This is a genomic window from Paenibacillus sp. ISL-20, from assembly GCF_018613005.1.
In the GTDB taxonomy this organism is placed as follows: Bacteria; Bacillota; Bacilli; order Paenibacillales; family Paenibacillaceae; genus Paenibacillus_AQ.
Genome location: NZ_JAGGRD010000054.1, coordinates 13,974 through 27,634, shown reverse-complemented (window position 1 = coordinate 27,634; position 13,661 = coordinate 13,974). Strand labels below are relative to the sequence as shown.

The window sequence follows — 13,661 nt, the reverse complement described above, 5'->3', positions numbered from 1 at the left end:
TGAGAGCCGTAGCACCGATATAGCTGCTTGTTGGGTGTTTGCGATCGTTCCTCCGTTTTCTGCCCATTTCTATCCGCTCGTTTGCAATTACCGAGTGCTTCATCTAAGGCTGCGATCTCCTCTGGGTATTAACAACAAAACGTCAATATTGTAACCTGAAAATGATATATACCAAAACTTACAAGGAGGGAATCAACCTAATGAAAAATCTCTCTCGCGGTATTTTATCTTTATGTTTAATCGGAGCATTACTTCTCTCTGCATGCGGGAAATCAGATGACACTGACATTCTTTCCAATAGCGAAGAACCTACCAACACAACAAGCCCAGCACCTTCAACCAACAATACACCAACAAACACAGAAAGTCTGATCGAACCAGCCGAGAAAGAAGCAATTAAGGACATCACAGCGGCCGATTTTAAGAAAGGCGTCTCTATTGACTTTGACAAATATAAAGGCAGCTTCTTTGACGAGAACATTATCTCCAAGTTAAGGAACAATCTTGAATCGGTTGTGGAGAACAACAAAGAAAAGTTTAAAGAGAATCTGAATAAGGAGTCTTTGGAATCTATAAGAGAAGGCTTCTATTACACAAACGAAAGCGATCAATTTATGTTCTATGATTTGGATCTTATAGAAAAAGTCGACCAGCCAGAACAAATTAGAGTAGGCGTGCGCTTTGCAAAAAAATCCTCAGACGGGAGTATTGAAAATCAAGGTATTACCTACTTCCTTACTAAAAACGATGCAGGAGAATGGGGTATTGAAAATATAGATTAAAACCCGTACAAAAAATAGAGGCGGCTCCCTCGTAAGGAGCCACCTTGTTGTTGCTTAAGTAAAAAGAAAACTAATCCTCTCCTTCTATGCCTTCATACAGCTCCGTTATCGTCAATGATCGGCAGTAATGCGGACTTCCGGATATTGCTCCTTATAAGTTTGGACGTATTAGTAAACGTCCGCTGCCGTTTCTAATGGATCAGGTGCAGTCTGCCGGTCGCCTGGGATTCAGCTCGTGGGTGCTCCTGGTGTGCCTGGCTGCTCGATTAGGAAAATAAATCTACATTTTTAGCTTCCCCGTCGACATACAGCGTTGATATACCATTAACTTCTATTATTTCAACCGTTTCAAGAGAGTAATCTTCTTTTAAGCTCTCAATGACTTAGGCTGTTTAAGCATATGCCGATCGACGCATTTTCTCAGAAGCTAGACCGCATGCAGCCTAAGTTTTTCTTGCGGGATCAGGAGGGTAACCTCAGGCGTGTATTAAAAAAATAAAGCAGAGAAGGCTGGGGGTTCCCCGTCTGCTTTTTTTGAAAGCGCTCCAAGCTAATTATTTTTCGTGGAAGCCCTCATGCTATCTCTACCCCAGCCGTTTCTCTAATATCATCACTCCGCGTGCCGGCACCTCGCAGGAATCTCGGTGTTCCTCTCCTGTCAGCAGGTCAACATAGATTTCCCCTTCCAATGGCACGGGTTTGCTCTCCGGCATGTGATTAAGTACAAAGGTGAACTCCACGCCCTCCTTCACGCGTCTTGTCACCTCAACGCCTTCCGGAGCCTTCAAGACGGGCTCAATGCCATGGTCATTGCATATGGTTTGCATCAGGTCCTTCAGAAACTTAGGCTCCGGACTTGTGGCCACATACCATGCCTTCCCTTCCCCGAAGGAATTCACGGTTAACGATGGCGTGCCCTGATAGTAATCGGAGCCATATTCGGCAACGACTTCCGCTCCTTCAGCATGGATCACGTCACACAGAATTCCGCAGTCGTAGGTGCCCTCCAGTTGTCCCTTCGGGCCTCGCATCACCAGCTGATTCTGCTGGCCCGGAAGCAGCGCATCAATCTCCTCGGCCCAAACTCCCATGACCTTGCGCAGCTCGCCCGGATAACCGCCAAGTGTCACCAGATCATGCTCATTGACGATACCGCTGAAGAAGGTCGTCACAAAGGTTCCGCCTTGCGATACAAAGGCCTCTACGCGCTCTGCAAATCCCTGCTTTGCCATATACATCACCGGCGCGATGACAACATCATATTTCCGGAAGTCTTCTTCCACGCTGATCATATCGGTCTGGATATGCAGCTGATGCAGGGCATCGTAATATTTATGGACCTCATTCACGTAATTGAGGGCGACGGTCGGACCGCTCGACAGATCGATGCCCCACCGGTTCTCCCAGTCGTAAATGATCGCGACTTTGGCGTCGGAACGGGCATCCAGAATACGGTCCCCCAGCTGCTGCAGCTCCTTGCCCAGCTCCGCGCACTCGCGGAATACGCGGGTATGTTCATGTCCCACATGTTCGATGACCGCGCCGTGATACTTCTCGCAGGCTCCGATCGAACGGCGCAGCTGGAAGAACATCACCGTATCCGCGCCATGGGCGACCGCTTGGTAGCTCCACAATCGCATCACACCCGGACGCTTGGCCGAGTTGTAGGGCTGCCAGTTCTGGACGCTCGGCGTCTGCTCCATGAGCATAAAAGGCTGTCCTCCCTTAAGTCCCCGCATCAGAGCATGCGCCATGGCCGTATAGCTATACGGGGTATCCAGTGACGGATAGTTGTCCCAGGATACAACATCCATCTCTTTGGCCCATTTGAAGTAATCCAGCTCCGGATAGAAGCCCATGAGATTCGTGGTCACCGGAATATCCGGCGTGATCCGCTTCAATTCATCCCGCTCCAGCTTATAGCAGTCCAGCAGGCTGTCTGATTGGAAACGCCGATAATCCAGGGATATGCCTTGAAAATTGGTCCGGTTGCCGGACCACTCCTCGCTTAAAGCGTTAGGTACAACAATGTCCTCCCAGTCATAGAAGGTATGGCCCCAGAAGCGGGTATTCCATGCCTTGTTCACGGCATCCAGCGTGCCATAGCGCTGCTCAAGCCAAGCCCGGAATGCCGCGGCACAATTGTCGCAGTAACAGTACCCGCCATATTCGTTCGATACGTGCCAGATCAGGACAGCCGGATGATCCTTATAGCGTTCCGCCAGCTTGCCGGCCATGATTTTGGCGTATTTACGGTAAGTGGGGCTGTGCGGGCAGGAGTTATGGCGGCCGCCGAATTTGCGTTTACGGCCCTCGTAGTCGACGCGCAGCACATCCGGGTATTTACGCGCCATCCACGCCGGATGGGCCCCTGTGCTGGTTGCCAGACAGATATATACCCCGTTCCGGTACAACCGATCGATCGTCTCATCCAGCCAGGCAAAATCGTACGTGTCCTCATCCGGCTGGCTCAAAGCCCAAGAGAATACATTAATGGTGGCTACATCGATACCCGCCAGCTTAAACATGCGGTCATCTTCCTTCCACGCTTCCGCATCCCATTGCTCGGGATTATAATCGCCGCCATACCACATTTTGGGTAACTTTTCGTTAATCATCTTGGGTTCAGCTCCTTTAGCTTCATAAATTCCGTATCTGGTTCAGTTCAAATCTCGTTCAGTTCAAAGAAAGCCTTGTTCAATCAATTCGTGTTCACGCTGCCTTCATCGGTGGTCGGCGTGATCCGGTAAGTCGCTCCGCTCACCGTTTCAAACGAGCCTTGCTCATCCGTCGTCACCACACTTCCGTCTTCCCTTCTAACAGCAAGCGGCACGGAACAGCTAATTCTACAAACTCGGCCATGCGTAGAGGTTACGCTCGCAGACGTAAGGATGCCTTCGCTCCATTCCATGTCCACAATAAACCCACCGCGAGCCTTTAACCCTCTTACGGAGCCTTCTGCCCAAGACTTCGGCAGCGCCGGCAGAAGCTGAATGGCGTCCAAATGACTCTGGAGCAGCATTTCTACAACTCCGGCGGTGCCTCCAAAATTCGCATCGATCTGGAACGGAGGATGGTCTCCGAGCAGATTAGGATGCATGGAACGGGAAACCAGCGTCCGGACATAATCATACGCCTTGTCCGGTTGCTGTAATCGGGCAAACAGGTTGATCAGCCATACGCAGCTCCACCCCGTGTGCCCTCCTCCATGGTCGATGCGCGACATCAGCGTACGATAAGCGACTACCGCAAGCTGCGGCGTATCCTGAATGGTTATGTCAGAGCCGGGGTACAGCCCATACAGATGGGATACGTGCCGATGTCCGGGCTCCGCTTCCGGATAAGGCTCGCTCCATTCCATGAGTTCACCTTCAGCATCGATGGCGTAAGGCAGCAGGCGCGCAACCGCCGCCTTCCATTCCTCCCGCAGTTCATCATCTTGCTCCAGCAGCTGCGAAGCTTCGATGCAGTTATGGAATAAATCGCGAATGATGGCCATATCCATGGTCGAGCCTGCCGATACGCTGCAAGGCAAGCCTTCCTCGGTAAGGAACTGATTTTCCGGCGATGTCGACGGGCTGGTCACCAGATGCCCTTTCCCGTCTTCAATAAGCCAATCCAGGCAAAACAATGCCGCTCCGCGCATAAGCGGATAAGCCGTTTCCCGCAAATATTCAAGGTCCGGGTGGAATTGGTAACGCTCCCATAGATGCCGGCACAGCCATGCTCCGCCCATTGGCCAGAAAGCCCACATGGCTCTGCCATCGCTCGGGCTGGTCATTCGCCATAGATCCACGTTATGGTGGGCGACCCATCCGCGGGCGCCGTAATGAATCTTCGCCGTCCGGGAACCGCTTACGCCAAGCTCCCGGATCATCTGGATCAGCGGCTCATGGCACTCGCTCAGATGGGTCGTTTCTGCAGGCCAGTAGTTCATCTCGGTATTGATATTCGTTGTATAATCACTATTCCATGGTGGCTGTACATGCGGATTCCATATGCCCTGCAGATGGGCGGGCTGTGTACCTGACCGGGAGCTGGCGATGAGCAAATATCTTCCGAATTGAAACATCAGCGCCTCGAGTGCAGCATCCTCTCGTCCCTCCCGGTACGCTATCATCCGCTCGTCGGTGGCTAAAGCTTGTGCGGAACGCACAAGCTTTAGACGGCCAAGCTGAAGCTCCACGCGTCTGAACAAGGCTTGATGGTCCTCGATATGCCGTGAGCGCAATTCTGTAAATCCATGCCGCATCGCGTCCTGAAGTCTCCCCCTGCATATACTGGACGGATCGGTTCCTTTAGAACCCGGAGATCGATCGAAGCCTTCAAAATTCGTGGCAGCCGCAATCAGCAGCGTGACCGAGCCTGCGCCGTTAATACGTATACCGCTGTTATCCACCGTAACCTGCCCGCTATCCGTCAAGGCCAGCAGCCTCATTTCATACCGTATGCCAAGCCCGTCTTCATAGAGCACCGACCCGGGGTGATCACCTCTGTAATTCTCAGCAATATGGGTGGGGGCTTGTCCATACAACACCAAAGATCCGCCTTCTGCACTGCGGGTACCATGCTGCAGCGGTGAACGAAGCCCGACCTCCAATTGGATGGTTCCGCCGTTCGTGCTTGTATAACGAATAACCGCAACCTGATCAGGCGCACTGATGAACATTTCCCTGCTGAAGCGATCATCGGGGCCGCCGGCTCGAAAGTGAGTGGATGCAATCCCTGTATCCAGATCCAGTGCTCGCCTATAGTCCGTCCAATCATCCCCAATTCCGCTCTGTCTAATAACCAGATCTCCTAAAGGCAAAAAGGACTCCGTGCTTCTGCCAACCATCTTTCCCTCAATCAACTGCTCGGCTTCGGCAAACTTCCCGGACGCAATCAGCTCTCTTGCCGCTGCCAAATGCCGGAGAGCCTCATAATTATTCGTGTCCCGGGGAAATCCGGACCAAAGTGTATCTTCATTCCATTGAATGCGTTCTTCCTGAACGCCTCCGAACACCATGGCCCCAAGTCGGCCGTTTCCGAGCGGAAGCGCTTCTTCCCACTTGTCCGCGGGCTCCCGATACCACAATGTTGAGGTCTGCTGCTGTGCTGAAATCAGTGTAATCCCCCCTTATTCCAATTTGATAAAGGTCTTCTCGATAAACCCCTCATATCCTTCATCAACTGCTGTATTTCTTCTGTTAAATAACGACACAACCGCTATAACAGTGACCCTTTCATATAGCGGCAAAAGGGGCCGCATATTGCCGGCCCCTTCTATTCACCTATACCTTAATCATTCCAGAGTTCGACGCGGTCGCGTACCAATTGGGTGTATTCCTGCTCCATTTTCTCGGCGCCGGCATCATTCAGTTCTTTGATGAACTGTTCATACAGCGCATCAAATTTCGCCGGATCGGCAAGAATGATTTCCGGAATCCGTTTACGGGTAATCTCCTCCACCTTTTTGTACGTGATATTGATATTGGAGTCGCTCGGTACTGGAATGTTGTAAGCAACGCCCCATGGCTTCACTTCAAATTCCTCTTGTTTCGGCCACAGGTCTTTCCACATTTGCGCGCCGTATGCTTTCAGCGTCTCCTTCGCGGATGGCGTATAGTTCTCTATGATCGTCTCCGGGAAATTCGTCGTATAGTAGTTGTCCGTCGAATCCTTCACGCCGTCTCCGTAACGCGGGAACATGGCGTTGTACAAGCCGATTCCTGTTTCCTTGGTGAAGTTGGCGTTGTCATAGGTTTTGCGCTCTTGGACGTCTTCCGGAATGACGCGCTTGCCGTTCACAACGTTGTAATGCTCGCCCTCAATTCCCCAATTCATCAAAACTTGCCCTTCTTCGGAAGCCAGATAATCCAGGAACTTGATGATTCGAACTGGATCCTTCGCGGATGTCGTAATGCCCACACCCCATCCGGCGACGTAACCCGCGTCTTGGAACGTTGCATCCTTAGTCGACTCATCCAGCTGGATCGGGAATCTCGCATAGGTGCGGTTTTCCTTGCCGGAAGATCTCAGTGCGTTGGTTGCATTGCCGAAGCCCCACTCCTGATCGATGACGCCAAGAACACGGCCAGAGGAGATTTTAGCTTCGTATTGGTCGGTTTTCTGTACGAACGTTTCCTTATCCAGAAGACCTGCATCATTCATATGGTTCAACCAGCGGAAATATTCTTTCTCTTCCGGGCGCTTGTAGTGCAGCTTAGCCTCGACCGTCTCCTGGTCGATATAATACTCGCCGTCATCCGATGCGCCTGTCGCGATAAACGCCGGGTTCGTTACCGAGATCATAATTCTCCATCCGTCCGCATTCAGCGTCAGCGGAATCGTTGGCTGACCGTCAATGGTCGGGTGTTTCTCGGCATAGTCTTTCAGCGCTTTCTCGTAATCCTTCACCGTCTTCAGTTCAGGGTATCCGAGTTCTTTCAGCACTTCGTGCTGGACCTGGAACGTGCCGCCGGCATCGAGTGCCTGATGATCCACCGCTGCAAGTGTCGGAAGGACATAGATGGCCTCATCCTCGTTGCTCCATTTTAGGCGGCTCATATATTCACCGTACACCTTCTTGATGTTCGGCGCATGCTCTTCAATCAGATCCGTCAGATCAATAAACGCTCCGGAATCCACAAACAGATTGGCGTCACCCTTGGCAAATACCAAGTCCGGATATTCCCCGCTCGCTACCATCAGCGGGAGCTTCTGATTGGAGCCGTCTACCGCGTATTCTGCCTGGATCGTAATGCCGGTTCTCTCAGTCAGCTTCTTGCCGACGGCATCCTGCATGTTGGCCCAGTTCGCATTGGAATCCGCGCTGTAATACGTCATGGTCATCGGCTCGAGCTTCTCTTCCTGCTGCGTATCGTTGCCGCCGTTGCCTTCTTCGCCGCCGTTTGCGCTATTGTTGCTGTCACCGTTGCCGCACGCTGCAAGAACGAATGTAGCCATCATCATGATCGCGAGCAGCAGCGACAATCTCTTCTTATGCTTCATTGCTATACCCCCTAAATCGATTTTTAATTATCTATCGTATAACAGGACGCAATACCTGCTGATACCAATACGCTTAGCTTTTTACGGCTCCAAGCGTCATACCTTTCACAAAATACCGCTGCAGGAACGGATAGACGAGCAATATCGGAACCGTGACCACAATCGTGATCGCCATTTTGATCGATTCCGGCGACACCTGCTTCACGATCTCGGCCATATTCTGCCCGGACATCATGCCGCTGGTTTGTCCCTGCGTGCTCTGCAGCACCTTCATCAGCTCGAATTGGAGCGTAGTGAGATGAGGTGCGTTACCGTTATAGAGATACGTATCGAGCCAAGAATTCCACTGCCCGACGGCCAGGAACAAGGCGATGGTAGCCAGGACGGGCTTACAGAGCGGAAGAATGATTTTGTAATAGATCGTAAAATCGTTGGCCCCGTCAAGCTTTGCCGATTCCTGCAGCGAGTACGGCAGGCTGTCGATGAAAGACCGGATGACGAATACGTTAAACGCGCTCACCATGCCCGGAATGATGTAGACCAGAAACGAATTCATCATGTTCAGGTCGCGAATCAGGATGAACACCGGAATCATTCCGCCGGAGAAGTACATCGTCAGCGCAAGAAAGGTCGACATGAACCTTCTTCCCTGAAAGTCTACCCTGCTGAGGACGTAGCCCAGCATCGTGCCGCTTAGCAAGCCCAGAAAGGTCCCTGCAAGCGTACGGAGAATCGTATTTTTGGCCCCGGTGACCAAGCCGTCGTATTTAAAAATCTGCACATAGTTCTCCAGCGTGAACTCCCGCGGCCAGAGGTAGATTCCCCCGCGCACCGTATCGACGGAATCGTTCAGCGATATCGCCAGAACGTTCAGGAACGGGTACAGTGTGACAATCATGACCAGTGCCATGATGGTAAAATTCACGATATCAAACACCCGATCGGAGAGCGAGGGCTTGAATGCTGTTTTGGTTCGTGCCATGCTGTTTCCCTCCCCTTACATAATCGATTGCTTCGTGAATTTTTTGAACGCGCCGTTGGCAAGCAGCAGTAGGATGATGCTTACGACGGAGTTGAACATTCCGATGGCCGTACCGAATGAAAAGCGTCCCATGCCAAGCCCATAATTCAGCGCATACAGGTCCAGCACTTCGGAATAATCCACCACCAGCGGATTACCCAGCAAGAACTGCTTCTCGAAACCGATGCTGATCAGATGACCGATGGACATGATCAGCAGGATAGCAATCGTTGGGGCGATGCTTGGCAGTGTAATATGCCATATTTGGCGAATTCGGCTCGCGCCGTCAACCTTGGCTGCTTCGAACTGTTCCTGATCAATTCCTGAAATCGCTGCCAAATAAATGATCGCGCTCCAGCCCATTTCCTTCCATATATCGGAGCCTGTTACGATGTACCAGAACAGGTTCCCCTGAGCCATGAACTGTATCGGCTGATCAATGAACCCCAGCCACATCAGCAGCTGATTGACAGCGCCTCCATCTGTTGACAGCATTTTGGTCACGATACCGGCAACCACGACCCAGGACACAAAATGCGGCAGATAAGATATCGTCTGTACGGTCCTCTTGAATACGCTTCCACGAAGCTCATTCAACAAGACTGCGAATAGGATCGGAATCGTGAATCCAACGATCAATCCCATGAAACTCATGGCGAGTGTATTTCGCAACACCAGATAAAACTTATCGTCCGAGAAAAGTGCTGCGAAATGGTCAAGGCCCACCCATTTTTGCTCGAATATCCCTTTGCCCGGCTTGTAACTCTGGAATGCCATCAGCCAGCCCCACACCGGCAAATAACTAAAGATAAATACAATGACGATGAATGGAAGCGACATTCCGTACAGTACTTTCTGCTCTGTGAAAGTGGTCCAAAAGCCTTTCTTTTTCTTTGCGGCAGGTTGGATGCTACCTTCTGTCTTTGTTACCGCTTTCAAACCAACCCCTCCTCTCTTGTATATCCTGATGATAAACCAAGCTGCGGCGGGGAAGTACCCGAAGGATTGGCTTAAAAATCATATAAAAATTAGACATTAACTGAGGAGAAAATGCAGAAGAGCTTTATGCCGCTCCGTGTCCGGATCGTATCTCCGATCGCTGTTAAACCCGGGAAACTTCGGATGATACAGGGTGGTTGTTTCCCGGCTTTAAAGGCGACCGCTGTCGCTTCTACGATACGATTCCGGCCCCTCCGCTCGGAGCTTCGCAGCATTTGGCTCCCCCAGTCATGTCTTGGGGGAGGTAAGGGGAAACAAAAAGACGCGTACCTTAGTCGCGTCTGAAAGGGCAGCGATATGAAAGTACTTATGTTTAGTCTGGTTGTATGGTAAGTGAACGCTATAGGAGAAGAGCAATTATTAACCTTTAGAATACGACATCAATCGATGCGGAGCAGCTGGAGCATGTTTATAGGTGCGCTGTATATAACCGCGGCGCCTCATGGGGGATGGTGATGATGTATAGTCAGCCCTGCTTGGTGCAGGTACTCCTGTTACAGGTCCAGCTCCTTGCGGAAATTGGATGGAGAGGTACCGACATATTTTTTAAACTTGCTATGAAAATAATCTACGTTCGTATACCCGACCTTCTCCGCAACCTGATATACCTTCATGCCCTGTTTCAGATAATCCTTGGCCTTGTTGATCCGGACCTTATCGAGGTACGTATTGAAGTATTCTCCTGTTGTATTCTTGAACATCTTCCCCAGGTAGGCGCTGTTGTAATTAAATACGGAGGCCAGTGTTTCCAGTTTAAGATTCTCATTGTAATTGCGCTGAATCAGGTCCATGATCCGCTTCATCTCCTGATCTCGTCCGCCACCCCCCGCCTGCCAGATCAGCTCCTCCAGGAATTGGGACGAATGGCGGCACAAATCACAGGCCGTGCGCTGGCGAAATATCGCGGCAATCCGATCCGAATATTCCTTCGTGCGGGACTGCAGCTCTGGCTGATGCTGCATCAGCTTATTGTGCACGCCGGTGAGGAGCTCCACGAACACCCCCTTCATCCTTTCCTCCGTATACTCCTCATTGACCATGGCATACGCGGCAGCATGCAGCAGCTTCCGCTGCACCTCGACATTGCCTACATCTACAGCGTAATAGAGCTGCTCCATCAGCTGCTCCGGATCATAAGGCTGCCGCTCTTCATCCGTAATGTCGCCAGCAAACCGCTTGGATTCAGGAAATAACAACTCGCCGGGAGGATAGAAGAAGCGTTCGCGAATCCGTTCCTTTGCACAGCGGTACGACTCCGCTACATCCTCCAGACGATGAACCTGGCGCCCCAATGAAGCCGTAATTGAGCTACCTGCCAGTGTGGCAGCATCCTCCAACGTCTGAAGCAATTCCTTCCGCCCTCCTGCGGTCAATACTGGCGTGGGCATTAGAACGCCAAGTTGTCCATGCATGGAAAAGACCGTGCCGCGGCCGTTCTCTTCAAAAGCTTCAATCAGCTGGTTTTTCAACCGGTCGTTGGCTCCCTCACCGGATTCATCGTAGCCGTTATGATGAATAATCAGCACTTGGTAATGGTTCCATAACAGTCCTGACCGCTCGGCGATATGCCGTAACGCCGCCGGATCGGGCTTACTCTCCGGATTGAACCATGTCTGAATGAACTGCTCGCGGCTCATATTGGAGGCTGCCCTATTCAGCGCCTTCCTCTCCTGTTCCTGCTCGATGGCTTCTTTAATCTGAAGCAAATACTTGCTCAGCTCGTCCTCATCCACCGGTTTCAATAGGTATCCGTCCACGCGATGGGAAATCGCCCGCTTGGCATAATCAAAATCAGCATATCCGCTCAGGATGAGCAGGTGAATCTCAGAATCCAGGTTTCGGATGGCTTCGATCAGCTGCAAGCCGTCCATTCCCGGCATCCGAATATCAATCAGCATCAAGTCAGGGTCGTACATTCCGTGCTTTTCCAGCGCTTCGCTCCCGTTCGCTGCGGTACCAACAACCTGATACCCAAGCTCGGTCCATGGCACAATGCTCTTCAGTCCTTCGCGCAGCTTGGGTTCGTCATCCACGATTAACACTTTCATCATCGCTCTCTCCTCCTGTCGGAATACTGAATTTAATGCGCGTTCCAATCCCCGGTTCGCTATAAATGAACAGACCCGCTTCAGGGCCGTAGGTAAGCTGCAGACGGACATGAACATTTCGGAGCCCGATCCGTCCTCCTTCCTTCTCATCGGTATCGTTCAAATAACCATAGATCATCTGCAATCGCTCCAAGGTTATACCCGCTCCATTATCCTCGGTCATGACGTGCAGTTTCCCTTCGCTGCCAGTGACCCTCACCCTGATGAAAGTTCCCTCTTCCTTGTGATCCATTCCATGTATGACCGCATTCTCCACAAGCGGCTGTATGATCAGCGGTGGGATTCTGACCCGGTCCGCTTCGGGATCTACCAGAAGTTCATATTTCAGACGATCCTCATAGCGGAATTTTTGAATATCCAGATAACACTGCACCATCTCGATCTCGTCTTTTATCGTTGTTTTTCCGCTGCCTATCTCGAGATTGCTTCGCATCATTTTACCGAGCAGACGCACAATCCGGGCGATTTCGTCCTCACCCTTGAGATGGGCCTCCATGCGAATAGACTCTAAGGCATTAAACAAAAAGTGCGGATTGATCTGACTGGCCATCATTTTGAATTTAATTTCGTTCTGCTTCTGTTCCATTAACCGTTTCTGTTCATTGGACTCCTGCACTTCGTTCATCAGGTCGTTAATGTTACCGACCATGGAGTTGAATTGGCGGGATAACTGGCCGATCTCATCCTTGCCGTCAATTTCCATCGCAACGCCGAGGTTGCCGGTACCTACCTTCGTAATATGCTTGCTGAGTCGCAGCAGCCGATTAGAGATCAGTGAGGAGAAACTGTAGATCAAAAGAACAGCCAGCAGTAGACTAATGATGATGACCGTCATCGCCAGCTTGCTGATCCGGTTGGCGTCCGCCACGATGCTATCAATCGAAAATATGGAAATAATGCGCAGGCCATTAACCCCGGATTCCGTATTCAACGGTTCAATCAACACCTTGGAGGCTTCATCATGGATGACCGATTCATAGCTTCCGCTCGCATGGTATACAACCCCGCTGGTATCTTGAATCTCGGCTAGCGTCTTCCCGTACAGCTCCGGGCGGTTAGCGGCGACAATATTGTTATTGCTGTCCACAATAATGGTGTCAAACGTTTCTTGGCTGAGGATCGTGTTCAGCATACCCGTATTGACATTGATAACCAGTACACCACGATTGTCCTTGCTTCCAAGATCAACCCCCTTGATTAAGCTGAGGTAAACCTTCTGATCTCGTTCATCCGTAATATAGTCCCAGTAGATGACTCCAATATCATCCTCGGCTCGCTGATACCATTCCGTTCTCTTGATTTCATCCTCGGGATAAAGGAACTCCCAATTGTTCAGCATGGTGGGGTTCTCACTGTAGAAACGGATATTCGATATTTCCTTGTACATCCGAATCGCCTGCTGTAAATCGGGATACTCCCTGTAAGCCACAAATACGTCGTATACGCTTTCATATTGCTGGCTAGCAAGATTTCTCAGACGCTCGTCGTAGGATAGCCGATAGGATAAATCGTCTGCCACGTTGATGACTTCGGTGGACCGTTTCTTGACCCGGTCCACGTTCTGGTAAGCCTGCTCCAACGCATTGTTGAAAGCAAACTTGCGGAGCTCGCCCGTAAGGAATATCCCCACGATGGCAACCGGCACAAAGACCACGACAACAAAAGACAATATCAATTTGTTGCGGATTTTCATGTCATTCACAAGTTGAATGAAATAAGATAACATCAGACCGTCTTCGCTCCTGTCCTTTAATCTTC

The 13,661-nt window shown here is 50.9% G+C and carries 8 protein-coding genes; 1 reads left to right on the top strand and 7 read right to left on the bottom strand.

The genetic code is table 11. The annotated features are described in order from the left end of the window. Window positions 1-200: 200 nt before the first annotated feature. Window positions 201-782 (top strand): hypothetical protein, encoded by a 582-nt coding sequence (locus J7E85_RS26890; protein WP_215163036.1) that lies wholly within the window; start codon window positions 201-203, stop codon window positions 780-782. Window positions 783-1,366: 584 nt separating this feature from the next. Here J7E85_RS26890 and J7E85_RS26885 read toward each other — a convergent pair. The 7 genes from J7E85_RS26885 to J7E85_RS26855 form a co-directional block, all read right to left on the bottom strand. After that, on the bottom strand, window positions 1,367-3,400 hold the full coding sequence (locus J7E85_RS26885; RefSeq protein WP_215163035.1) for a beta-galactosidase: 2,034 nt from the start codon (window positions 3,398-3,400) through the stop codon (window positions 1,367-1,369). A gap of 83 nt (window positions 3,401-3,483) precedes the next feature. Next, the gene (locus tag J7E85_RS26880) at window positions 3,484-5,859 is read right to left on the bottom strand and encodes a glycoside hydrolase family 95 protein (protein ID WP_251036075.1); all 2,376 of its coding nucleotides are present in this window, start codon (window positions 5,857-5,859) and stop codon (window positions 3,484-3,486) included. A gap of 203 nt (window positions 5,860-6,062) precedes the next feature. Then, complete coding sequence (locus tag J7E85_RS26875; RefSeq protein ID WP_215163034.1) at window positions 6,063-7,775, bottom strand: ABC transporter substrate-binding protein; 1,713 nt, start codon at window positions 7,773-7,775, stop codon at window positions 6,063-6,065. A gap of 73 nt (window positions 7,776-7,848) precedes the next feature. Next, window positions 7,849-8,757: a carbohydrate ABC transporter permease gene (locus J7E85_RS26870; RefSeq protein WP_215163033.1), complete on the bottom strand. Its 909-nt coding sequence runs from the start codon at window positions 8,755-8,757 to the stop codon at window positions 7,849-7,851. A gap of 15 nt (window positions 8,758-8,772) precedes the next feature. After that, window positions 8,773-9,735 carry an ABC transporter permease gene (locus J7E85_RS26865; RefSeq protein WP_215163032.1) on the bottom strand — a complete coding sequence of 321 codons (963 nt, stop codon included), beginning with the start codon at window positions 9,733-9,735 and terminating at the stop codon, window positions 8,773-8,775. Between the two features lie 554 nt (window positions 9,736-10,289). Next, a complete protein-coding gene (locus J7E85_RS26860) occupies window positions 10,290-11,846 on the bottom strand; it encodes a response regulator (RefSeq protein ID WP_215163031.1) in 1,557 nt (518 codons plus the stop codon). Beyond that, complete coding sequence (locus J7E85_RS26855) at window positions 11,821-13,629, bottom strand: sensor histidine kinase (protein WP_215163030.1); 1,809 nt, start codon at window positions 13,627-13,629, stop codon at window positions 11,821-11,823. The genes J7E85_RS26860 and J7E85_RS26855 overlap by 26 nt, the downstream gene beginning before the upstream one ends. Window positions 13,630-13,661 lie beyond the last annotated feature (32 nt).